Here is a 21256-nt window from a genome sequence, read left to right on the forward strand (position 1 = left end):
AGGTACCCAGATGGCATCCGAGATCGGAGCGCTCGCCCGAGCGTTCGAGGACGTCCGCACCGTGCAGAGGCGGGACCCCGCCGCGCCTGCATGGTGGGTGATCGCAGGCTCCTACCAGGGAGTCCATGCCGTCTGGTACCACCGGGTGGCGCACTGGCTGTGGAAGCGCAACATGCGCTCGTACGCGCGGCTGCTGTCGCAGTACGCGCGTCGGGCCACGGGCATCGAGATCCACCCCGGCGCGCAGCTGGGCCGCCGCGTGTTCATCGATCACGGCAGCGGCGTGGTGATCGGTGAGACGGCCGTCGTCGGCGACGACGTCCTGATGTTCAACGGCATCAACCTGGGCGGCACCACCATGAGCCCGGGCAAGCGCCACCCCACCATCGGCGACCGCGTGGTCATCGGTGCCGGCGCGAAGGTGCTGGGGCCGCTCCGCGTAGGCCCCGACGCCCGCATCGGCGCCAACGCCGTGGTGGTGAAGGACGTGCCGGACGGCGCGACCGCGGTGGGCATCCCCGCCGTCATCCGCAACCACCCCGGACCCACCGAGGCGTCGACCGCGGCCTCGGCGGTGGACTCGGGCGACTCGCACCGTCACCCCAACCCGGACGCGCCGCCGGAGCCGGTGCGCGAGCCGGCGATGTACTACATCTGAGCGGTCCCCCCGCGAGGCCCTCCGTCGGCGACGGAGGGCCTCGTCGCGTCTCTAGACTGGGACGGTTCCCCCTGATCAAGGAGAGTCGATGAAGACGTTCACCCTGCCCGGAACCGAGATCGCCGCGCCCGCCGTGGTGCTCGGCCTCATGCGCATCGTCGAGAAGTCCGACGAGGAGGTCCGCACGCTGGTGCGCACCGCCCTCGACGCCGGGATCGACTTCGTCGACCACGCGGACCTCTACGGTCCCCCGTACCACGGCTGCGAGCGCCGCTTCGCGGAAGCGATGCAGCTGACCTCGTCCGAGCGCGAGGCGCTCACCATCCAGACCAAGTGCGGCATCCGCCAGCCCGGCCCGTACTTCGACTTCTCGTACGAGCACATCCTCGAGTCCGTCGACGGCTCGCTCGAGGCGCTCGGCACCGACTACATCGACATCCTGCTGCTGCACCGCCCCGACGCGCTCGTGGAGCCCGACGAGGTCGCCCGCGCGTTCGACCACCTCCACGCGGCGGGCAAGGTGCGCCACTTCGGCGTCTCCAACCACACGCCCGGGCAGATCGAGCTGCTCAAGCGCAGCGTCCGCCAGCCGCTGGTCGCCAACCAGATCCAGCTGTCCGTCACGCACGCGCCGTCGATCGCCAGCGGCATCGCGATGAACATGGGCGACCTGGACCAGTCGATCGACCGCGACAACGGGATCGTCGACTACTGCCGCCTGAACGACATCACGCTGCAGGCGTGGTCGCCGTTCCAGTCGCGGTTCTTCAACGGACCGTTCCTCGGCAACCCGCACTACGAGGAGCTCAACGCCGTGATCGACCGCCTCGCGTGGAAGTACGAGGTGCCCGCGGAGGGCATCGCCGTGGCGTGGCTGACCCGCCACCCCGCGCAGATGCAGGTGGTCCTGGGCACCACCACGCCCGCGCGCGTCGAGGCCGCGGCGAAGGGTGCCGACGTCCACCTGTCGCGCGCCGAGTGGTACGAGATGTTCCGGGCCGCGGGCCACACCGTGCCCTGACCGGCACGCGACGCGACGGGGCCCCGTCGCCCGGGTTCACCGGGCGGCGGGGCCTCGCGCGTGTGTCCCTCGGGAGGGACGATGCGGCGGTCAGGCGGCCGCGGAAGCCCCGTCCTCGACGGCGTCGGACTCGTCGTGCTCGCGGGTCCGCGGGAGGGCGAGGGTGGCCGCGAGGCCCAGCAGGATCACGCCCGCCGCGACCCCGGTCGTGACCTTGGACGCGTCGACCATCGCCTGCGCGGCGGCGTCCCCCGCGACCGTGGTCGCGGGGTCGGCCTGGAGCTCCGGGATCGCGGCGCCGGCCGAGTGACGGACCGTGTCGACGATCGCGGGGGCGGCGTCCGCCGGCACCCCGGCCTCAGCGAGCCGCGTCTCCGTCGCCTGACCCAGCGACACCATGAGCAGCGTGCCGAGGATCGCGACGCCGAGCGAGGAGCCGAGCTGCCGGACGGTGCTCTGCAGGCCAGAGGCCTGGCCGGACTCCGCGACGGGCACATCCGCCAGGATCACGCTGGTGAGCTGGGCGGTGGCCATGCCCACGCCCGCGCCGTAGACGAACAGCCACACGGCGATGAGGACGCCCGAGACGTCGATCGACAGCGTCACCGCGAGCGCGCCGACCGCGAGCGCCTCCAGCGCGAGGCCGGTGCGGACGACGGCTCGCGCGCCGATCCGACGCGTCAGCTGCGGGGTCGCACCCGACACCAGGAACGTGCCGATCGCGAGGAACAGCACCAGCCAGCCCGTGCCGAGCGGCGTGTACCCGAGCGCGTTCTGCAGCAGCAGCGGCAGGGTGAAGAGGAGGCCGAACTCGCCGAGGGCGACCACCAGCGCCGCGATCGAGCCGTAACGGAACGAGCGCAACCCGAACAGCGCGAGGTCGACCAGCACCACGCCGCCGCGACGGCGCCGCACGAGCTGGTCCCGCACGAAGACGACCATCAGCACGAGTCCCAGCGCGATGACGACGGGCACGGGCGACAGGCTGCCGTCCTCCTGGAGCCACCAGCCGTAGCGGCCGCCCTCGATCAGGCCGAAGACGATCGCGGCCATGCCGAGCGAGGACATGACGGCGCCGCGGATGTCGAGACCACCCTTCGCGGTCTCGTCCCTGGTCTCCGGGACGGCCCAGATCACGAGCGCGAGCACCGCGAGCCCGACGGGCACGTTGAGCCAGAAGGCCCATCGCCAGCTCACGTCGGTGGTGAGCCAGCCGCCGACCAGCGGTCCCACCGCGGCCATGCCGCCGATGGTCGAGCCCCACACGGCGAACGCGATCGCGCGCTCGCGGCCGCCGAACACGGCGTTCACGGTGGACAGCGTCGCCGGCATGATGAGCGCGGCGCCGATGCCCTGCACGGTGCGCGCGGCGATGAGCGCGCCGCCGTCGGCGACGGACCCGGCCACCACGGACGCCGCGATGAAGACCACCATGCCGATGAGCAGGAGGCGGCGCCGCCCCCACAGGTCGCCGATGCGGCCCGCCGTGAGCAGCAGCGCGGCGAACATGAGCGAGTAGACGGCGTTCATCCACTCCGCCTGCGTGGACGAGAGCCCGACCTCGCGGATGATCTCGGGCAGCGCGACGTTGACGATGGTCGCGTCCATGATGATGAGCGAGACGGCGAGTGCGACCGCGCCTAGCGCCCACCACCGCCGCCGTCCCGGCTGTCCCGCATCGGCGGACGAGGCTGCGCCCGCGCTAGAGTCTTCGACTGTCATGTCGACATCTTATCGACAGTTGCGTCGGGAAGATGTCGATCGCACATGAGAGGAGGCCCCGATGCCTCGCATCGACGCCCCCACCGTCGCCGAGCACCATCGACGCCGGCGCGCCGCGCTCGTCTCTGCAGGACGGGCGTTGCTCTCCGAGCGAGGCGCCGAGGCGGTGACCCCTGCCAGGGTGGGCGCGGCGGCGGGGATCGCACGCTCGAGCGTCTATCAGTACTTCCCCTCGACGGGCGACCTGCTCGCCGCCATCGTCGAGGAGGCGTTCGCGTCCGCGACGGCCCAGATCCGCGCGTCGCTGGCGGACCTGACCGCGCCTCGGGACCGGCTCGACGCGTACCTGAGGACGGCCTTCGCGCTCGCCACCGGCTCCGAGCATCGGACGTTCGACGCGATCGACCCCGCAAGCCTGCCCTCGGCGACCCACGGACGCATCGCCGCGCTCCACGACGAGCAGATCGCGCCGCTCGCGGACGCGGTTCGCGACTCGGGCGCCGCGGATCCCGCGATCGCCACGCAACTGGTGGGCGGCATGCTCACCGCCGCCGCGCGCGCGGTAGCGCATGGCGCCGACCCGGACACGACCCTCACCGCCCTGCTGCGCGCCGTCCATGACGGCCCCGTGCCCGGCTGAACCCGCGAGCGACGCCCACCATCCCGGTCAGGACGTGACGGCGACGCGACCGGCGTCGGGCGCACCGGCGACGGCCGCGGTATCGCGCTTCAGCGCCTTGCCGAGCGATAGGAAGAGCAGGACCAGCGCGCACGTCATGGCGATGTGCCCCAGTCCGGCCATGCCCGCGATCGCCGCGCCGGATTCGCGTCCGAGCACGGTGAGCGTGCCATGCCAGCCCATCATCATCGCCGTGACGACCAGTGCGACGTTGTAGGACCAGAAGAACCAGCCGAACATCCTGCTCCCGGAGAGTCGGAAGACCTTCTCGAGGACGAGGACGATGAGCAGGACGAGGGTGCCGAGCGCGAGCAGGTGGGTATGGACCCCGCTCAGCATCGTCCGCTGACCCTCGAAGTCGTTGAGCGTGGTGAGCTCGCGGTAGTAGAGGCCGGAGGCCAACCCGGCGATCGCGTAGGTGAAGGCTGCAGTGTAGAGGCGCTGCATGGAGAGGTCCCTCCGGTCGGACCGGAGGTGCGCGCGCGCCCGCCGGGTCGGTTATCGACAATGTGTCGGCATCTTACCAACACCTGTGTCGCGATCCCGACGGCTCGCGACGCGACGAGGCCCCGTTGCCCGGGTTCACCGGGCGGCGGGGCCTCGCGCGTGTGTCCCTGGGGAGGGACGATGAGGGGGTTACGCCGCGAACGACCGCAGCATCCAGGCGGCCTGCTCGTGCGCCGCGAGGCGCGCGTTGAACAGGTCCGCGGTCGCGCCGTCGCCGGCGTCCTCCGCGACCTCGACGAGCGGGCGCACGAGCCGCGCGAGGGTCTCGTGGTCGCGGGCGAGGTTCTCGACCATCGTCATCGCGTCGGTGGTCCGCTCGTTGTCCGTGAGCGACGCGTGCTCGAGGAACTCGGCGAACGAGCCGGGTGCGCCGGACCCGAGGGCCCGCATGCGCTCCGCGAGCACGTCCACCGCGGCCCACAGCTCCTGGTACTGCTCCTCGAACATGAGGTGAAGCGACCGGAAGTGGGGTCCGGTGACGTTCCAGTGGTAGCCGTGGGTCTTCACGTACAAGGTGAAGGTGTCGGAGACCACCTGGGCGAGGCCGGCGTTGATCGCCTTGAGGTCATCGGCCTTGATGCCGATCTTCGGGCTCGACTCGGTGGTCTTCACGGGCGTGGTGGCAGCCATGGTTCCTCCTCGGTGTCGGTGCGCGGCGCCCAGGGTGGCGGCGCCGTCCTCCCCTGCCAACCGAGACGCGCGGGCGGGCATTCCCGCCGCGGCGTGACCACCGTCACACGGGTGGCACGGAATGCCCACTTTGACTGATACGTTCCCGGTCCATGGAGCACATGCGCCTCGACCCCACCCGCAAGGCCCACGCCGAGACCTGCCCGGCGCCGGTCCTCACCGACGTGCCCGGCGACGACGAGCTCGCTCTCGCGCTGGCCCGGACGCACCGGGTCGCGATCGTGGGGGCGTCGCCCAACCCGTCGCGCACCAGCTACCAGATCGCGGTGTGGCTCATGGAGCACACCCCCTACGAGCTGTACCTGGTCAACCCCGCCGCCGTAGGCGAGGAGATCCGCGGGCACGGCTTCTACGCGTCCCTCGAGGACCTGCCCGTGCCGGTGGACATGGTCGACGTGTTCCGTCGCGCCGAGTTCACTCCCGCTATCGCGGCGGACACGGTGGGGATCGGCGCGAAGGCGCTGTGGCTCCAGCTGGGCATCACGCACCCGGACGCGATGGCGACGGCGCGATGCGCCGGCCTGGTCGCCGTCCAGAACCGTTGCATCAAGGTCGAGTACCGGCGCCTCGAGGACCGGATCGCCTCGTTCCGCGCGCTCTGACGCCGCACCCCGAACCACCGCGGGCGGCGACGCGCCGCGACCGTGCCAGCCCGCGCATCGTCCCCGATGCCACCATGGCGATATGTCCGTCACGCCCGGTTATCGCCTGATCTCTCTCACCCCCGACCGCGCGGGCGACATGCTCGACGTCAACCGCTGGGCCTTCACCGGGGACATGCGCCCGGAGGACCTCGAGGCGTACGCGTCGGAGATCCCGTTCTCGCGCACGCGTGCCATGGAGATCCAGGACGCCGCGCACGGCGAGGTGGGCGCCCTCGCGGGCGTCGCGGCCTCGTACACGTTCCGGCTGCGCGTGCCCGGCGGCGCATCAGTGCCGGTCGCGGGGCTCACGTGGGTGGGCGTCCACCCCGGCCACCGCAGGCGCGGCCTGCTGCGGGCCATGATGGGCGACCACCTCGCGGACGCGCGCGCCCGCGGCGAGGTCGCGTCCGCGCTCTACGCGGCAGAGACCGAGATCTACCAGCGGTTCGGCTACGGCCTCGCGGCCCGCCAGATCGACGCGCGGCTGCCGCGCGGGGCCGCGCTGCGCGACGTGGCCGGCTCGGACGAGCTCAGGGTGCGCGTCGAGGACGCCAGCCTAGAGCGGCACGGCGCGGCCGTCGCCCGCATCCAGCGGCGCATGGAGCGGCCCGGCACGCCCACGCTGGACCACGAGGAGACCCTGCGGGCGCGGTTCGGGGACCCGATCGCCCACCGCCGCGACAGCGAGCGCATGCGCATCCTGTTGGTCGAGGCCGCGGACGGCACACCGGTCGCGTACGCGTTCTTCCGCCGCGAGGGCAAGTGGGACGAGGACGGCGTGCCCGGCGGCAAGGTGCACACGTGGTCGTTCGGCGCGGTCGACGCGGCGGCCGCGCACCGGCTGTGGTCCGTGCTGCTCGACCTCGACCTCATGGGCACCGTCGAGGCGATGCCGCTCGCCACGGATGACGCCCTGCTGTGGCTGCTCAAGGATCCGCGCGCCGCCCGCGCACGGATCCGCGACAACATCTGGCTGCGGATCGTCGACGTGCCCGCGGCGCTCACCGCACGCGAGTACCTGTGCCCCGTCGACGCCGTCATCGAGGTGACGGACCCGCTGTTCCACGACAACCACGGCCCCTGGCGCGTCACGTCGCGCGACGGCGAGGGCCACGTCGAGGCGGCGCCGGGCGCGACGCCGGACGTGGTGATCGGCGTGCAGGAGCTGTCGGCGGCCTACCTCGGTGGGGTCAGCCTGGGAGCGCTCGCCGCGGCGGGGCTCGTCGAGGAGCGCACGCCGGGCGCGGTCCACGCGCTCGCCGCCGCGTTCGAGTCGACCTCCGCGCCCGTGTGCAACCTGTTCTTCTGAGCCGGTTGCACGGCGGCGCCGACCCTCAGCGCCGAGCCTCGTAGTCCTTCATGAGGTCGATGCGGCGCTGGTGACGCTCGTCGCCGGAGAAGGGTTCGGCGATGAACGCGTCCGCGATCGCGGTGGCCTCCTCGAGCGAGTGCATGCGTCCGCCGAGCGAGCCCACCTGCGCGTCATTGTGCTGGCGCGCCAGCTTCGCGGTCTCGACCGACCAGATGAGCGCGGCGCGGATGCCGGTGACGCGGTTCGCGGCGAGCTGCTCGCCGTTGCCCGAGCCACCGATCACGATGCCCAGGTCTGCGCCGGCGCTGGCCGCGACGGCCTCGGCTGCGGCGATGCACATGGGCGGGTAGTCGTCGAGCGCGTCGTACTCGTGCGCGCCGTGGTCGACCACGTCGTGGCCCGCCTCGGCGAAGTGGGCGATGAGGTGCTGCTTGAGCTCGAAGCCGGCGTGGTCCGCGGCGATGTGGATGCGCATGGCCACCATTCTGCCAGCGTGCGCGGGCTGCCGACGTGCCGCTCGCCGCCGCGCCTGGACGCGCGGCGGCGAGCAGTGCTCGTCTGGAGTCAGCGGCCGCCGAGCGGCGTGTTCTGGTAAGCCGCGAAGAGCCAGCGCCCGCCGGTCCTGTGAGCGACCAACGAGTAGACGGTGCGCTTGTTGCCGTCGCTCGACCGGTGGTCGAGGTACTCGATGTGGCCGTGCGCGATCAGCAGCGCGACATCCGTGGTGATGAAGCGGATGCTCTCGATCACCCCGACCAGGCGGCTGTCCCGCGCCCAGGCGTTGAAGATGATCTCGTGGCCGTCCACGATCTCCTTCCACCCGTGCTCGATCATCCCGTTCGCGATGATGTAGTCGGCGTCGGGGGTGAAGCACTCGGCATAGGCGGCCGCGTCGCCCCACGCGTCGATCATGCGCTGGTAGTGGTCGCGGATCTCGACCTCGTCCGCATAGGTCACGTCGATGGACATGGTGTCTCCTTCGCTCGTCGAGCCAGGCAGGCCCCGGACGGCGAATGGATGCGCAGGGGCCGCGGCACGGATGTGCGCCTGGCGGAAATCCTGCGGGGCGGGCGTCACGCCCGCCGGAGGACCGACTCGTCGATCCCTTCGGAGCTCACGCTCCTAGACATTGGTCTCCGCCGCCGATGCTAGCGCCTCGCCGTGAGCGAAACGGCCACGCCCTGCGCAACGTCCACCCCTAGGGTGAGAGGCATGACGCTTCACTCCGGCATCGACCAGTCCGAGTTCTCCCCCACCGTCCGCGCCCAGGACGACTTCTTCCGGTACGTCTCCGGACCGTGGGAGGCGTCCCACGTGATCCCGGGCGACCGGTCCGCGGACGGCTCGTTCTACACGCTGCGCGACGAGGCGGAGAAGCAGGTGCGTGTCATCATCGAGGAGGCGTCGCGCGCCAGCCAGATCGGCGCGCTGTACGCGTCCTTCATGGACGTCGAGCGCGTCAACGCGCGCGGGGTGTCGCCGCTCGAGCCGGACCTCGCGAGGGTCGAGGCTGCCTCCTCGCACGAGGAGCTGGCGCGCGCGCTCGGCGAGCTGCAGCGCGACGGCGTGTCCGGCACGGTCGGGTACTACGTGTTCGCCGACCGCCTGGACCCCGACCGCAACGTGGTCTACCTGGGCCAGTCCGGCATCGGCCTGCCGGACGAGGCGTACTACCGCGACGAGGCCCACGCGGAGACCCGCGAGAAGTACGTCGCACACGTGGACCGCATGGCGGAGCTCACCGGCCTGGAGTTCGACTCGTCGACGGTGGTGGGCCTGGAGACCGCGATCGCGCGCGAGCACTGGGACGTGGTGAAGACCCGCGAGGCGGAGCTCACCCACAACCCCACCACCCTCGAGGGCCTGGCCGCCGACGCGCCGGGCTTCGAGTGGGCGGCGTGGGCGCAGGCGATCCGCATGCCGGCGGAGGCGCACGCGCTCCTGGTGGTCGGCGAGCCCTCGTACTTCACGGCGTTCGCGAAGATCTGGGAGGAGACGGACCTCGACACGTGGAAGGCGTACCTGCGCTGGCGTATCGCCAACTCGCGTGCCGCCTACCTCACCGAGGCCCTGTCGAGGGCGAACTTCGACTTCTACGGCACCGTGCTGTCGGGCGCGACGGAGCAGCGCGAGCGGTGGAAGCGCGCCGTGAGCCTGGTCGAGGGCGTCGCGGGCGAGCTGGTGGGCCAGGAGTACGTGTCCCGGCACTTCCCGCCGGCGTACAAGGTGCAGATGGACGCGCTGGTCGCGAACCTCATCGAGGCGTACCGGGTGTCGATCGAGGCGCTCGACTGGATGACGCCCGCGACCAAGGACAAGGCGCTCGACAAGCTGCGCCAGTTCACGCCCAAGATCGGCTATCCGGAGAAGTGGCGCTCCTTCGACGGGCTCGAGCTCTCGCCCGAGGATCTGGTGGGCAACGTGCGCGCCGCGAGCGCGTTCGAGGAGGACTGGGAGTGGGCGAAGATCGGCAAGCCGGTCGACCGCTCCGAGTGGCTGATGACGCCGCAGACCGTGAACGCCTACTACCTTCCCGTGGCGAACGAGATCGTGTTCCCCGCGGCGATCCTGCAGCCGCCGTTCTTCCACCCCGAGGCGGACGACGCCGTCAACTACGGCGGCATCGGCTCCGTGATCGGCCACGAGATCGGGCACGGCTTCGACGACCAGGGCTCGAAGTACTCCGGCACCGGCGCGCTCGAGGACTGGTGGACCGAGGCGGACCGCGCCGCGTTCATGGAGCGCGCCAAGAAGCTCATCGAGCAGTACAACGGCTACTCGCCGCTGCAGCTCGCCGGCTCGCACCACGTCAACGGCGCGCTCACGGTGGGCGAGAACATCGGCGACCTCGCGGGCGTTGAGATCTCCCTCAAGGCCTACGAGATCGCTCTGGGCCACCCGATCGCGGAGGCGCCCGAGCTCGAGGGGCTCACCGCGGTGCAGCGCTTCTTCATCGGCTACGCGCTCACGGAGCGGATGAAGGTGCGGTCGGAGGCGCTGGTGACCCGGCTCGCGACGGACCCGCACTCGCCGTCCGAGTTCCGCGTCAACGGGATCGTGCGCAACATGGACGCGTGGTACTCGGCATTCTCGGTGGGCGCCGAGGACGCGCTGTGGCTCGAGCCGGAGGAGCGCGTCTCCATCTGGTGACCTCCCCATCGTGAGGAAGGCCCGGCCCCGGGCGCGGGGTCGGGCCTTTCGCATGCGGGCGCCGCGCGGGTGGAGGTCCGGCGGTCCGGCGCGCACGAGGCGGACGACGGGACCCATTGATCGGATCGTGCAGATCCGCCGCGGTTTCTCTGCACTGGATGATCAGTGGGCGCAGGGGTGCCTCCGCGCGCGGGGAAGATGTCTCCCCGTGACACACCGGTGCTCGCACAGCGGCGTGTGCGCGCACTGATGTGTCACCAGGAAGCGACGAGCACTCACGTGTCACCGGGGCGCACGAGCGGCGTGCCCCCGCCCCGCCCCACGCCTCACCGGTGCAGGTAGACCCGCGCCTCCCACGGACCCAGCGGCACCTCGCCGGCGCCGGCCGGGTACGGCGTCGCCGCCTCGCCCAGGTTGTGCAGCACCAGCCCGCCGTGGGCGACGTCGACCGCCGCCGTCACGTCCGCGCCCGAGATGTTCGCCACCACCGTCAGCACCGTCCCGTCGAGCACGCGCCGGTACGCGAACACCTGCGGGTCCTCGGCCAGCAGCATCTCGAAGGTGCCGTGCGCGACCACGGGCTCCGCGTGCCGGAGCTCGATCAGCGAACGGTAGAACGCCGACACCGAGTCCGGGTCCTCACGCTGCGCCTCAGCGTTCAGCCACGTGTGGTTCGGCGTGACCGCGATCCACGGCGTCCCCGTGGTGAAGCCTCCGTGCGCAGACCCGTCCCACTGCACCGGCGTCCGCGCGTTGTCGCGGCTCATCGCCGCGAGCCCGTCGAGGATCCGTGCCTCCGGCACGTCGAGCTCGCGCAGCTCGTCATAGGCGTTGAGCGACTCGACGTCGCGATAGTCATCGATGGACGTGAGGCCGGCGTTGGTCATGCCCAGCTCCTCGCCCTGGTAGATGTACGGCGTGCCGCGCATGAGGTGCAGCACGGCCGCCAGCGCCTTCGCGGACGCCGCCCAGTGGTCGCGGTCGTCGCCGAAGCGCGACACCACGCGCGGCTGATCGTGGTTGTCCCAGTACAGCGAGTTCCAGCCGCGGTCCGCGAGCGCGGCCTGCCAGCGGCCCAGGATCGCCTTGAGCCGCACCAGGTCGAGCGGCTGCGGGTCGAACTTGCCCAGCGGCCCGTGGTCGACGTCGACGTGCTCGAACTGGAACACCATGTCCACCTCGGCGCGCTCGGGGTCGGTGAACAGGACCGCGTCGTCGACGGTCGCGCCGGGGGTCTCCCCCACGGTGAGGAACCGGCCGGCGCGCCCCGCGAACACCTCGCGGTGCATCTCCTGGAGGAACTCATGGTTGCGCGGACCGCACGCGTACAGCGGGAAGCCGTTGCCCAGCCCGCCGGGCAGGGGCTCGCCGTCACGCAGCGGCAGCACCTTGGAGATGAGGTTGATGACGTCCATGCGGAACCCGTCGACCCCGCGGTCGAGCCACCAGTTCATCATCGCGTACACCGCCTGGCGGACCTCGGGGTTCTCCCAGTTGAGGTCGGGCTGCTTCTGGTGGAACAGGTGGAGGTAGTACTCGCCGGACTCCTCGTCGAACGCCCACGCGGGCCCCGAGAAGAACGCCCGCCAGTTGGTCGGCTCGGCGCCGGGGGCGCCGGGCTCGAACCCGTCGCGCGGGGGCCGCCACCAGTACCAGTCGCGCTTGGGGCTGCGCTTCGAGGCGCGGGACTCCAGGAACCACGGGTGCTCGTCGGAGGTGTGGTTGACCACGAGGTCCATCACGACCTTCATGTCGCGCGCGTGCGCCGCGGTGAGCAGCGCGTCGAAGTCCTCGAGGTCCCCGAACGTCGGGTCGATCGCCTGGTAGTCGGAGATGTCGTAGCCGTTGTCGGCCTGCGGCGACGCGTAGATGGGCGACAGCCAGATGACGTCGACGCCGAGCCACTCGAGGTGGTCGAGCCGTGACCGGATGCCCTCGAGGTCCCCGATGCCGTCGCCGTTCGAGTCCTGGAAGCTCCGCGGGTACACCTGGTACACCACCGCGGACTTCCACCAGTCGTCGCTCACGGGCGCTCCTCTCGCATCGTCGCCCTGTCCACCCTAGTCCGACTGTTCGGCGGCGAGCCGGGCGTACAGTCCCCCGCGCGCGACCAGCTCGCCGTGGGTGCCGGACTCGACGATCCGCCCGTGATCGACCACGTGGATGACGTCCGCGCCGCGGACGGTGGACAGCCGGTGCGCGACCACGAGCGTGGTCCGCCCCTCGGCGGCCCGGTCCAGCGCGGACTGCACCACCCGCTCCGAGACGGTGTCGAGCGCGCTGGTGGCCTCGTCGAGCAGCAGCACGGGCGGGTCCTTGAGCAGCACGCGCGCGATCGCGATGCGCTGCTTCTCGCCGCCCGACAGGCGGTAGCCGCGCTCGCCCACCACCGTCTGATAGCCGTCCTCGAACCCGACGATCGCGTCGTGGATGTTCGCCCGGCGGCACGCGTCCTCCAGCTCCGCATCGGTCGCGTCGGGCCTCGCGTAGCGGAGGTTCTCCGCGATGGTCGCGTGGAACAGGTAGGTCTCCTGGCTCACCACGCCCACGTGCTCGACCACCGACTCGTGGCGCAGCCGCCGCACGTCCTCGCCGGCGAACATCACCGCTCCCCCGGTCGCCTCGTGGAGCCGAGCGGCGAGGTAGACGATCGTGGTCTTGCCCGCACCCGACGGCCCCACGAAGGCGTGCGAGGTGCCCGGCGCGACCGCGAACGTCACGCCGTCCAAGGTGGGCGGGGCATCGTCCCGCGCGCCCGGGTACCGGAACACGACGTCGCGGAACTCGACCGCGCCGAGCGGCCCGGGCGCGTCCTCGACGCCCACCGCGTCGGGGACGTCGCGGATCGCGGGCTCGAGGTCGAGATACTCGAAGATGCGCGCGAACAGCGCGCGCGACGTCTGCACCTCGAGCGCCACGCGCATGAGCGCCATGAGGGGGAACAGCAGGCGCGACTGCACGGCCGTGAACGCCACGATGGTGCCCGCGGTCAGGACCGTCGACCCCTGCGAGATCAGCAGGCCCGCCGCGAGGTAGATGACCGCCGGCACCGACGACATCACCACGGTCACCAGCCCGAAGAACCACTGGCCCGTCATGGCCTGCTGGACCTGGAGGCGGATCTGGGTGGCGTTCTCCGCGCGGAACCTGTCGGTCTCCAGGCGCTGACGGTTGTAGACCTTCGACAGCAGGATCCCGCTGACGGACAGCGTCTCCTGGGTGATCGCGGTGAGCTCGGACAGCGACTCCTGCGTGCGTGCCGCGATGCGCGCCCGCACCCGCCCCACCCGCCGCTGCACCATGACCAGCGCGGGCATGAGGATCACCGCGAGGACGGTGAGCCGCCAGTCGAGCAGGATCATCGCGACCAGCGACGCGGCCACCGTGACGGTGTTGCCCACGATGCTCGACACGAACGTGGTGAGGACGCCGGACACCCCGCCCACGTCGTTCTGCAGGCGCGACTGGATCACGCCGGTCTTGGTGCGCGTGAAGAACGCCAGCTCCATGGACTGGAGCCGCGCGAACAGGCGTTCGCGCAGATCGCCGGTGACGCGGTTGCCCACCGAGGAGGTGAGGTACGTCTGCCACACCTGCAGGCCCGCGGCGATGACGTAGATGGCGATCATCACGCCGACCAGCCGGGCGAGCAGCCCCACCTGGACGGTCCCCGACGTCGGGAACAGCGCGTCGTCGAAGATCCGCTCGACTATCAGGGGTGGCACCACGGTCGCGGCCGCCGCGGCGACCACCAGCACCGCGGTCGTGACGAGCGCGCCGCGGTACGGCCGGAACAGCGCGACCACGCGCGGCCACAGGTCGGGGATGTCGGGCGCCTCCGCATTGAGGGCGCGCTGCGCGTCCTCGTCGCGGCTCGCGACGCCGCGCCCCGCCATGCCTCCGCCCATGGCGGCGCGGCGGCTGCCGGAGGGCGCGGGATGGCTCATGGACAGAGCCTAGGGCCGCCGTGGGACACGGGACGATGCGCGGGTCCCGGCCGCCGCATCGTCCCACCGGCGGCGCGTGCCAGACTGGCGGCATGCCAGTCGCCCTGCCCTCGATCGCGTTCTACGAGCCCCGCATCCCGGAGAACACCGGCAGCGCGATCCGCCTGTCGGCGGTCACCGGCGCCCCGCTGCGGCTCATCGAGCCGCTCGGCTTCGAGCTCGAGGACTCCAAGCTGCGTCGCGCGGGCCTCGACTATCACGACCTCGCGACGGTGACCGTGCACCCGAGCCTCGACGCGATGCTTGACGACCTGCCGGAGTCCCGCGTGTTCGCGTTCACTGCACGCGCGGGCGCCACCTACACCGAGATCGAGTATCGAGCCGACGACATCCTGATGTTCGGCCCCGAGCCCACCGGGCTTCCGGAGGAGGCGCTCGACCACCCTCGCGTCACCTCGTGGGTGCGCATCCCGATGCTGCCCAGCCGGCGCTCGCTCAACCTGACGAACGCGGCGTCGATCGTCATCTACGAGGCGGCACGCCAGCTGGGGTTCACCGGCATGGAGTGAGCGGGGCTCAGATCCCCAGCTCGAGCAGGTCGCGCGCGTCGGGCTCCCCGGCCGCGCGGGCGAACGCCTCCATTCCCCGGCGCACCGCCTCGCGGTCCTCGGGCGCGACGGAGTCGAGCACCTCGTGCAGGAGCGCGCGGCGCCGCTCCGTCACGGTGGACACCAGCTCGGCCCCCGACTCGGACAGGTCGACGCGCACCTCGCGGCGGCTCTCGGGCGACTCGGCGCGCGTGATCCAGCCGCCGTGCTGCAGGCGCTCGACGGTGCGCGTGAGGGTCGACGGGTGGATGCCGATGCGCTCCGCCAGGTCGCCCATCCGCAGCGGACCCGCGGTGGACAGCACCACCAGCACCCGGAACTGAGGCACCGTCACCTCGGACAGCGCGGGCGCGAGGGAGCGGGCGACTATCCCGAGGAGGGCCCGCGAGGCGACCAGGGTCGCAGAGGTGGCGTCATCGTGCACGCGCTCAACATAGCGCCACGGCCTGCTAGGGTCCAAAGGTTGCATTCATACAACAGTAAGGACCCTCCAGGTGGCCGTGCTCACCCGTCTGCGCCGTTCCGAGAACACCGTGCTCATCGCGCTGGCGCTGGTGGTGGGCGTCCTCGGCGGTTTCGGCGCGATCGCGTTCCGTCGGCTCGTCGAGACGGCGACCTGGATCTTCACCGGCCAGGCGGACTACGCGGCCACCACCGGCCACCCGGCGCACCCGTGGCTGCCGTGGCTCGGGGGGTTCTTCGTGATCCTCGCGCCGGCCGTCGGCGGCCTCCTCTACGGACCCCTGGTGCAGCGGTTCGCGCGCGAGGCGCGCGGCCACGGCGTCCCCGAGGTGATGTACGCCATCCACCGTCGTGGCGGACGCATCCCGGCGCGGGTCGCGTTCGTCAAGGCGCTCGCCTCCGCGCTCACCATCGGCTCGGGCGGCTCGGTGGGTCGCGAGGGCCCGATCGTCCAGATCGGCTCGGCGCTGGGATCATCGCTCGCGCGCGCCGCACGCCTCGACGAGGGCGGCGTGCGGATGCTCGTCGCGTGCGGCGCCGCCGGCGGCATCGCGGCCACCTTCAACGCGCCCATCGCGGGCGTGTTCTTCGCGTTCGAGCTGCTGCTCGGGTCGCTCGCGGCCCGCTCGCTGGGCGCGATCGTCATCTCCGCGGTCACCGCGTCCGTCATCGGCCGCGTGTTCCTCGGGGACGAGCCGTTCCTGGTGCTGCCCGAGTTCCACGTCGACCACCTTGCCGAGTACGTCCTCTACGTGGTGCTGGGCGTGCTCGCGGCGCTCGTGGCGGTGACCTTCACGCGCGTCCTGTACAAGGTCGAGGACTGGTGCGACGCGGTGTGGCGCGGCCCCGAGTGGGCGCGTCCCGCCGCGGGCGGCCTGCTGCTCGGCCTGCTGCTGTTCGTGCTGCCGCAGATGTACGGCGTCGGCTACCCGGTCCTCGAGGGCGCGGTCCTGGGGCGGTACGCCGCATGGTTCCTCCTGGTGCTGCTCGCCGCGAAGGTGGTCGCGACGTCGCTCACCATCGGGATCGGCGGCTCGGGCGGCGTGTTCGCGCCGTCGCTGTTCCTCGGCGCGATGCTGGGCGCGGCCTTCGGCCAGGGCGCGGCGGCGCTGCTGCCCGGGCTCGGGCTCGACGCGGGCGCGTACGCGCTCGTGGGGATGGCGGCCGTGTTCGCGGGCGCGTCGCGCGCGCCGCTCACCGCGGTCATCATCCTGTTCGAGCTCACCGGCGAGTACACGATCATCCTGCCCCTCATGCTGGCCGTGGCCGTGTCGACGCTGCTGTCGGGCGCGATCACCCGCGACAGCATCTACACGCTCAAGCTGCGGCGCCGCGGCGTCGACCTCGCCCAGCGCGCGGACACGCGCGCCCTCGCGGGCGCCGCGGTGAGGGACGAGATGACGCCCGCCCCGCCCGCGCTCCGCACCGGCCTCACGGTGGACGATGCCCTGGCCGCCCTGGTCGCCGCGCGTCGCCACGCGCTGCCGGTGGTGGACCAGGGCGCGTACCTGGGCGTCGTGACGTCGGCCGCTGCGGCGGGTGCGGTGACGGGCGACGACGACGCGGCCGACGTCACGGTCGCGCAGCTGGTCGAGCGGCGCGCGCCCGTCGCCCCGGACGATGCGCTCGACGCGGTGCTCGACCCGCTGCTCGAGGACGACGGCGCCGACGGCCTCGCCGTGGTCGAGCGCGGCGCGCTGGTCGGATGGCTCCATCAGGACGCGGTGCTGCGCCGGCTCGCCGCCGCGCACCGCTGACTCCCAGGCACGACGCGGCCGGGCACGTGGCGGATGCTAGCGTCGTCCCGATCGAAGGGACCCCCGCATGATGCCTCGCCTCCTGCCCGCCTGGACGGCAGCCGCCGTCGGCGCAGCCGTCGCGCTCGCCGGCTGCACGCCGCTCGACTCGGACACGGAGCCCTCGACGGACCCGTCGGCGATCGCCGACCCGACGGTCTCCGCCATCGCGGAGGCGCCCGCGGGCACGCCCGACCCGTGCGAGACCCTCACCCTGAGGCGCCTCAACGCGATCGTCGGCGCCAAGATGGCCGAGGGCGAGTTCAACTCGAGCCTGTCCTACGACGGCCGCAACATCTGCGAGTGGCACCCGGAGAACGAGGAGCGCTCGGAGCCGCGCGTGGTGGTCGAGATCAACTGGGAGTATCCGGACGCCGCACGTCACCGCGAGCTCGCCGAGGAGCAGCTCGGCAAGACATACGTGGTGAAGCGGAAGATCCCGGGCGCCGAGAACGCCTACGCGAGCTCGACACGCCGCACCATCGGCATGGAGGTCGACGGGAACTTCGTCAAGGTGTCGTTCGTGCAGCCCAAGAACAAGTCCGGCCAGGAGATCACGTACAACCTTGCGCGCGAGGTCGCCGCGACCCTCAACCCCGAGCCCGCCGAGGGCTGAGCCCGGGACGTCCTCCCGGCCCGCGCATCGTCCCCCCGTCCGCTAAGGCGTAGGCGACTGCGCGTCGTACTCGCGCCACGCCCGCTGCGCGCGGGTGAGGATCGCGATCAGAGCGATGATGACGATGCCGCCCAGCAGCGGCGGGAACCACAGCGCGACCGCGGTCGCGAGGATGCCCGCGTACATGTCGCCGATGCGCGGCCCGCCGGTGACGACCACCATGAACACGCCCTGGAGGCGGCCACGCATCTGGTCGGGCGCGGCGGTGATGATCATGGTCTGGCGGAAGATCGCGCTGACCTCGTCGGACGCCCCCATGCCCGCCATCGCGAGCGCCATGAGCGCGAGCATCGACAGATCCGTGCCCGACCAGCCGGGCCCGGCCGCGTGATCACCGCGCACCGCGAACAGCGTGACCACGCCGAACATCAGGGCGAACGCTCCGAACACCTGGATGGCGCGCGAGATCGCGATGCCGTGGCGGTGGACGTGCGAGATGCGTCCAGAGAACAGGCTGGTGAGGAGCGTGCCGATCGCGCCGGCGGCCGTGAGCGCGCCGACGGTGAGCGACTCGCCGCCCACCACGGTCGCGCCGAGCGCCGGGAACAGGACGTACGGGCGGCCGAACGTCATCGCGATGACGTCGACGATGAAGCTCATGCGGATGTTCGGCGCGTGCCGCAGGAAGGTCAGCCCCTCCTTGACGACATGCCAGCCGGCGTCGACCTTCTCCCCCAGACGGGGCAGCGGCGGCAGCATCCAGATGCCCAGGAAGCCCGCGCTGAACAGCACCGCGTCGACCACGAACGTCCACGGCAGCCCCACACCGGCGGCGAGGACGCCCGCGAGCGCGGGACCCACGGTCACCATCGCGCCGAAGCTGATGCCGTTGAGCGCCGTCGCGCGGCTGATGAGGTGCTCGGGAAGGATGCGGCCGACCACCGAGCCGCGCGCCGCGCTGCCCACGGTGGTCGCGACCGCGTTGACGGTGGTGACCAGGTAGAACGGCCACACGGGCGCATGGGAGCCGCCGCCCTGGAGGTGGACGTCCCAGAACGCCAGCGCGACCAGCGACAGCGTCGACGCCCACGACACCAGGGACGATGCGATGAGCACCTTCCGACGGTCGAAGACGTCCGCGATCATCCCGCCCCACAGGCCGGCCACGATCATGGGCAGCAGCGAGATGCCTCCCACCAGGCCCACCATGAACGTCGAGCCGGTGATCTCGTGGATCTGGAGGCCCACGGCGACCTGGGTCATGAACGCGCCGATGCCGGAGACGGCACCACCGATCCACAGACGCGCGAACGCGGGGCTCGCCTTGAGCGGCGTGATGTCCACCAGGTGCCGCGTGAGGCGGCGGCGGGCGACCTCGGGCTCGACGGGGGCGGTCGCGGGGTCGGTGGCGCCCTGCTCGGGGTCGATCTGCTCGGTCACCGCTGGAGTCTAATGGCGAGCGCCCGCACCGATTTGGCGACCGGGACCTCCGCGCGCTACGGTCCCTCCCGTGTTCACCTCGCTCATGACGACCGCCCGCGCGAACTTCGCTGCCCCGGCGCGCATGTGCATGCGAATGTGTTGACGCACCAGAGCTGAACCCCTCGCGACGCCGCGCCATCCCTGACCCCGGGCCCCGCCCGGGCAGCTGACGGCCGCCCCGGCTCGCCCTTCGCTCTCCCGCCGCGGGCCGCCGCCCCCTGCCCGGCGACGCCCGCGCGCACCCTCGCTCGCACCCCCACGGATCCGGCACGGGTCCCGCTCGAAAGGCACGCGTTGATCACCGTCACCCACCTCGCCAAGGTCTACCGCCAGGCCGGCCGCGACATCCATGCCCTCGCCGGCGTGAGCCTCGACGTCCCGGCCGGCACGGTCCACGGCGTCATCGGCCCGTCGGGTGCGGGCAAGTCCACGCTGGTGCGCTGCCTCGCGCTGCTCGACCACCCGACGTCCGGCACCGTCGAGATCGACGGGGTCGACCTCGCCTCGGTCCCCGCCGCGCAGCTGCGCCGGGCGCGCCGCCGCCTGGGTGTGGTCTTCCAGCACGCGAACCTGTTCGACTCCCGCACCGTGCTCGACAACGTGGCCTACCCGCTCGAGATCGCCGGGGCGGGCCGCCGCGAGCGCCGTGCCCGCGCGCTCGAGCTGCTCGGCCTGGTGGGGCTGGCGGACGCCGCCGGCGCGTACCCGGCGCAGCTGTCGGGCGGCCAGCGCCAGCGCGTCGGGATCGCCCGCGCGCTCGCCACGGACCCCGACGTGCTCCTGTGCGACGAGCCCACCAGCGCGCTCGACCCCCGCACCACCGACGAGATCCTCGACCTCATCGCGGGCCTCAAGGAGCGGCTGGGGCTCGCCGTGCTGGTCATCACCCACGAGATGTCCGTGGTGACCCGCATCTGCGACGCCGTGTCCCTCCTGGACGCCGGGCGGATCGTCGAGTCCGGCGCGATCGCGGACGTGGTCGCGGACTTCGGCAGCCGCCTCAGCGAGGCCCTGCTCGCCCTGCCTGGCGACCACGCCGGCGGCGACGTCGACGTCCTGGACGCGGTGGACGATGCGCGGGTCCCGGCCCTCGACCAGGTCGCCGCGGCGCTGGGGGCCGGCCCGCGCATCGTCTCCGGGACCGTCGAGGCCTTCGGGGGCGTGACGTTCCACCGGCTGCGGCTCGCCGCGCCGCCCGGGGTGACGCCGGACGCGCTGGTGCGCGCCCTGGTCGACGCGGGCGCCCGCGCGCAGGAGGTGGCCCGATGAGCTGGATCGACTCCCTGGTCTCCAACCCCGCGATCACCGAGGCGCTGGGCCCCGCCGCTCTCGAGACCGTGCAGATGGTGGGCATCTCGACCGTGTTCACGGTGCTGCTCGGGCTGCCGCTCGGGGTCGCGATGGTGGTGACGGCGCGCGGCGGCATGGCCGAGAACCGCGCCGTCAACGTGGTGCTGTCGGGCGTGATCGTGAACATCACCCGGTCCATCCCCTACGCGATCCTCATGCTCGCCCTCATCCCGGTGACGCGCGCGCTGGTGGGCACGTCGATCGGACCCATCGCCGCATCGGTCTCCCTCACCGTGGCCGCCGTGCCGTTCTTCGCGCGCCTGGTCGAGACCGCGCTGCGCGAGGTCGACCCCGGCAAGGCCGACGCCGCGCACGCGATGGGCTCGACCCGCCGCCAGACCATCACCCGCGTGCTGCTGCCCGAGGCGCTGCCGTCGCTCATCGCGGGCGCCACCACCACGGTGGTCACGCTCATCGGCTACAGCGCGATGGCCGGCCTGGTGGGCGGCGGCGGCCTGGGCCGCCTCGCCTACAACTACGGCTACCAGCGCTATCAGCCCGAGGTGATGGTCGTCGTCCTCGTGGTCCTGGTGCTCCTGGTCCAGGCCGTGCAGGCCGTCGGCGACGCGCTCGCACGACGCGCCGACCACCGCTGACCCCTCCTGTCCACCC

20 protein-coding genes are annotated in these 21256 nt (G+C 72.1%); 11 read left to right on the forward strand and 9 right to left on the reverse strand.

Annotated elements, in window-relative coordinates; genetic code table 11:
• Positions 1-10 precede the first annotated feature (10 nt).
• Positions 11-658 (forward strand): serine O-acetyltransferase, encoded by a 648-nt coding sequence (cysE, locus tag AOM01_RS00985; protein WP_082109875.1) that lies wholly within the window; start codon positions 11-13, stop codon positions 656-658.
• A gap of 88 nt (positions 659-746) precedes the next feature.
• Positions 747-1679: an aldo/keto reductase gene (locus AOM01_RS00990; RefSeq protein ID WP_062287673.1), complete on the forward strand. Its 933-nt coding sequence runs from the start codon at positions 747-749 to the stop codon at positions 1677-1679.
• Between the two features lie 90 nt (positions 1680-1769).
• Here AOM01_RS00990 and AOM01_RS00995 read toward each other — a convergent pair whose 3' ends face one another.
• Complete coding sequence (locus tag AOM01_RS00995; protein ID WP_062287676.1) at positions 1770-3401, reverse strand: MFS transporter; 1632 nt, start codon at positions 3399-3401, stop codon at positions 1770-1772.
• Positions 3402-3462: 61 nt separating this feature from the next.
• Here AOM01_RS00995 and AOM01_RS01000 point away from each other — a divergent pair, with 61 nt between their 5' ends.
• Positions 3463-4041, forward strand: coding sequence for a TetR/AcrR family transcriptional regulator (locus AOM01_RS01000; protein WP_062287679.1), 579 nt, complete (start codon positions 3463-3465; stop codon positions 4039-4041).
• 27 nt (positions 4042-4068) lie between these two features.
• On the opposite strand, the gene AOM01_RS01005 is transcribed toward AOM01_RS01000, so the two are convergent.
• Positions 4069-4527: a DUF2871 domain-containing protein gene (locus AOM01_RS01005; protein ID WP_062287682.1), complete on the reverse strand. Its 459-nt coding sequence runs from the start codon at positions 4525-4527 to the stop codon at positions 4069-4071.
• A 189-nt stretch (positions 4528-4716) separates the two neighbouring features.
• The gene (locus AOM01_RS01010) at positions 4717-5217 is read right to left on the reverse strand and encodes a Dps family protein (protein ID WP_062287685.1); all 501 of its coding nucleotides are present in this window, start codon (positions 5215-5217) and stop codon (positions 4717-4719) included.
• A gap of 152 nt (positions 5218-5369) precedes the next feature.
• Between AOM01_RS01010 and AOM01_RS01015 the strand changes: the two genes are divergently transcribed.
• Both AOM01_RS01015 and AOM01_RS01020 read left to right on the forward strand, forming a co-directional pair.
• Positions 5370-5879: a CoA-binding protein gene (locus AOM01_RS01015; RefSeq protein WP_228374174.1), complete on the forward strand. Its 510-nt coding sequence runs from the start codon at positions 5370-5372 to the stop codon at positions 5877-5879.
• An 82-nt stretch (positions 5880-5961) separates the two neighbouring features.
• Positions 5962-7230, forward strand: coding sequence for a GNAT family N-acetyltransferase (locus tag AOM01_RS01020; protein ID WP_062287689.1), 1269 nt, complete (start codon positions 5962-5964; stop codon positions 7228-7230).
• A gap of 25 nt (positions 7231-7255) precedes the next feature.
• On the opposite strand, the gene AOM01_RS01025 is transcribed toward AOM01_RS01020, so the two are convergent.
• On the reverse strand, positions 7256-7708 hold the full coding sequence (locus tag AOM01_RS01025) for a ribose-5-phosphate isomerase (protein ID WP_062287691.1): 453 nt from the start codon (positions 7706-7708) through the stop codon (positions 7256-7258).
• 89 nt (positions 7709-7797) lie between these two features.
• Positions 7798-8202, reverse strand: coding sequence for an SgcJ/EcaC family oxidoreductase (locus tag AOM01_RS01030; protein ID WP_062287695.1), 405 nt, complete (start codon positions 8200-8202; stop codon positions 7798-7800).
• A 243-nt stretch (positions 8203-8445) separates the two neighbouring features.
• On the opposite strand from AOM01_RS01030, the gene AOM01_RS01035 reads away from it, so the two are divergent.
• Positions 8446-10383, forward strand: a complete 1938-nt coding sequence (locus AOM01_RS01035) for a M13 family metallopeptidase (RefSeq protein WP_062287698.1) — start codon at positions 8446-8448, stop codon at positions 10381-10383.
• Positions 10384-10709: 326 nt separating this feature from the next.
• Here AOM01_RS01035 and AOM01_RS01040 read toward each other — a convergent pair whose 3' ends face one another.
• The gene (locus tag AOM01_RS01040) at positions 10710-12410 is read right to left on the reverse strand and encodes an alpha-glucosidase (RefSeq protein ID WP_062287701.1); all 1701 of its coding nucleotides are present in this window, start codon (positions 12408-12410) and stop codon (positions 10710-10712) included.
• Between the two features lie 33 nt (positions 12411-12443).
• Positions 12444-14291: an ABC transporter ATP-binding protein gene (locus AOM01_RS01045; protein ID WP_062287705.1), complete on the reverse strand. Its 1848-nt coding sequence runs from the start codon at positions 14289-14291 to the stop codon at positions 12444-12446.
• Between the two features lie 131 nt (positions 14292-14422).
• Here AOM01_RS01045 and AOM01_RS01050 point away from each other — a divergent pair, with 131 nt between their 5' ends.
• Positions 14423-14899, forward strand: coding sequence for a tRNA (cytidine(34)-2'-O)-methyltransferase (locus tag AOM01_RS01050; protein WP_062287708.1), 477 nt, complete (start codon positions 14423-14425; stop codon positions 14897-14899).
• Positions 14900-14906: 7 nt separating this feature from the next.
• Here the strand turns inward: AOM01_RS01050 and AOM01_RS01055 are convergent, their stop codons facing one another.
• A complete protein-coding gene (locus AOM01_RS01055) occupies positions 14907-15362 on the reverse strand; it encodes a MarR family winged helix-turn-helix transcriptional regulator (RefSeq protein WP_062287711.1) in 456 nt (151 codons plus the stop codon).
• Between the two features lie 70 nt (positions 15363-15432).
• Here AOM01_RS01055 and AOM01_RS01060 point away from each other — a divergent pair, with 70 nt between their 5' ends.
• Both AOM01_RS01060 and AOM01_RS01065 read left to right on the forward strand, forming a co-directional pair.
• A complete protein-coding gene (locus tag AOM01_RS01060) occupies positions 15433-17157 on the forward strand; it encodes a chloride channel protein (protein ID WP_228374175.1) in 1725 nt (574 codons plus the stop codon).
• 67 nt (positions 17158-17224) lie between these two features.
• The gene (locus tag AOM01_RS01065) at positions 17225-17812 is read left to right on the forward strand and encodes a DUF3558 family protein (protein ID WP_062287713.1); all 588 of its coding nucleotides are present in this window, start codon (positions 17225-17227) and stop codon (positions 17810-17812) included.
• A 42-nt stretch (positions 17813-17854) separates the two neighbouring features.
• Here AOM01_RS01065 and AOM01_RS01070 read toward each other — a convergent pair whose 3' ends face one another.
• Entirely contained in the window at positions 17855-19252 is a 1398-nt protein-coding gene (locus tag AOM01_RS01070; RefSeq protein WP_228374176.1) for an MFS transporter, read from the reverse strand.
• Between the two features lie 336 nt (positions 19253-19588).
• Here AOM01_RS01070 and AOM01_RS01075 point away from each other — a divergent pair, with 336 nt between their 5' ends.
• Positions 19589-20563, forward strand: a complete 975-nt coding sequence (locus AOM01_RS01075) for a methionine ABC transporter ATP-binding protein (protein WP_062287716.1) — start codon at positions 19589-19591, stop codon at positions 20561-20563.
• Positions 20560-21240 carry a methionine ABC transporter permease gene (locus tag AOM01_RS01080; RefSeq protein WP_062287721.1) on the forward strand — a complete coding sequence of 227 codons (681 nt, stop codon included), beginning with the start codon at positions 20560-20562 and terminating at the stop codon, positions 21238-21240. Before AOM01_RS01075 ends, AOM01_RS01080 begins: the two co-directional genes overlap by 4 nt.
• Positions 21241-21256: the final 16 nt, after the last annotated feature.

This window comes from Demequina phytophila, assembly GCF_000971135.1.
GTDB lineage: Bacteria > Actinomycetota > Actinomycetes > Actinomycetales > Demequinaceae > Demequina > Demequina phytophila.